The organism is Streptomyces sp. OR43, from assembly GCF_008042275.1.
Classification (GTDB): Bacteria; Actinomycetota; Actinomycetes; order Streptomycetales; family Streptomycetaceae; genus Streptomyces.
Genome location: NZ_RDBK01000081.1, coordinates 1 through 1,662, shown reverse-complemented (window position 1 = coordinate 1,662; position 1,662 = coordinate 1). Strand labels below are relative to the sequence as shown.

At 72.2% G+C, this 1,662-nt stretch carries 2 protein-coding genes and 1 pseudogene; 1 reads left to right on the top strand and 2 read right to left on the bottom strand.

The window, feature by feature from the left end; translation table 11 throughout:
• Window positions 1–212 (bottom strand): annotated as a pseudogene (locus EAO72_RS43665) (hypothetical protein); the annotation flags it as partial.
• Between EAO72_RS43665 and EAO72_RS40715 the strand changes: the two are divergent.
• A complete protein-coding gene (locus tag EAO72_RS40715; RefSeq protein WP_148022426.1) occupies window positions 171–644 on the top strand; it encodes a GNAT family N-acetyltransferase in 474 nt (157 codons plus the stop codon). The pseudogene EAO72_RS43665 and the gene EAO72_RS40715 sit on opposite strands and share 42 nt — an antisense overlap.
• A gap of 42 nt (window positions 645–686) precedes the next feature.
• On the opposite strand, the gene EAO72_RS40710 is transcribed toward EAO72_RS40715, so the two are convergent.
• Window positions 687–1,662: zinc-binding dehydrogenase (locus EAO72_RS40710; protein ID WP_261991870.1), on the bottom strand; the 976-nt coding region annotated here is incomplete at its 5' end.

Below are 1,662 nucleotides of genomic sequence, written 5' to 3'. Positions count from 1 at the left end.
CGCAACTGCTCCTCGGTGGCGTTCGCCTCGTGCAGCGCCTTCTCGTAATCGGCCAGCTCACGGACCATCGCGTGAATCAGGGGCACATCGTCTGCGGTAGCGGTCGCGTCGGTGTCGGTGGGTGGCGGGCCGGGGGCGGCGGCCGTGCCCGGGCTGTTTACGCTGCCTCCATGATTCGTACCGCTACCGCAGACGATGTGCCCCTGATTCACGCGATGGTCCGTGAGCTGGCCGATTACGAGAAGGCGCTGCACGAGGCGAACGCCACCGAGGAGCAGTTGCGTGAGGCGTTGTTCGGTGAGCGCCCCGCCGCGTACGCGCACATCGCGGAGTCGGACGAGGACGGCGAGGTCGTCGGCTTCGCCCTGTGGTTCCTCAACTTCTCGACGTGGCGCGGGGTGCACGGTATCTATCTGGAGGACCTGTACGTGCGTCCCGAGCGGCGTGGCGGCGGGCACGGGAAGGCGCTGCTGACGGAGCTGGCGCGGATCTGTGTGGAGCGTGGGTACGAGCGGCTGGAGTGGTCGGTGCTGAACTGGAACGCCCCGTCCATCGCCTTCTACGAGTCCCTGGGCGCGCGGCCGCAGGACGAGTGGACGGTGTACCGGCTGACGGACGGGGCGCTGGCGGAGCTCGGGGGCTGATGCCCGCCCGGCGGCTGATGTCCGCCCGGTTGTCCGCCCGGTTCAGGGAATGAGGACGACCTTGCCGGTCGTGCCGCGGGTTTCGAGGTCGCGGTGGGCGGTGGCCGCTTCGGCGAGCGGGTAGCGCTGGATCGCGGGGCGCAGCCGGCCGGCCGCGGCTTCGGCGAGGGCGCGGGTTTCGAGGGCGCGCAGTCCGCCGCCCCGCTGGATCATGGCGGGGCCGAGGACGCTCTCGGAGGTGATGGCGCGGGTGGCGAGTTCGTCCTCGGTGAAGGTGAGCGGGCGGCCGTCGTGGAGTCCGCTGCCGGACCAGCCGTAGACGATGTGCTGTCCGCCCTTGCCGAGGAGGCCGACGGCGGCGCGGGCGGTGGTGGAGCCGACGGAGTCGTACACGACGGTGGCGGTGCGGCCGAGGGCGTCGAGATGGGTGCGGACGTGGCGGGGCCAGTCGGGGAGCGTGTAGTCGACGGCGAGGTCGGCGCCGTTGGTGTGGGCGAGGGCGACCTTGGCGGGGCCGCCGGCGAGGGCGATGACGGTGGCTCCGGCGTTCTTGGCGTACTGGACGAGCAGGGTGCCGATGCCGCCGGCGGCCGCGGTGACGACGGCGACGGAGTCCGGGCCGAGCGGGGTGAAGCCGAGGATGCCCAGGGTGGTGCGGCCGGTGCCGATCATGGCGACTGCTGCGGCGTCGTCGAGGCTGTCGGGTACCGGGTGGAGCTTGTCGGCCTCGGTGACGGTGAGTTCGGCGTAGCCGCCGGGGGCGTTGCCGATGTGGGCGACGACATGGCGGCCGAGCCATTCGGGGTCGGTGCCTTCGCCGAGTGATTCGACGACGCCGCAGCAGTCGCCATGATCGGCACCGGCCGCACCACCCTGGGCATCCTCGGCTTCACCCCGCTCGGCCCGGACTCCGTCGCCGTCGTCACCGCGGCCGCCGGCGGCATCGGCACCCTGCTCGTCCAGTACGCCAAGAACGCCGGAGCCACCGTCATCGCCCTCGCCGGCGGCCCCGCCAAGG

Bases quoted from the DNA above. Each gene is read 5' to 3' on its own strand.
- EAO72_RS40715 (WP_148022426.1), top strand. From the start codon at position 171: ATGATTCGTACCGCTACCGCAGACGATGTGCCCCTGATTCACGCGATG.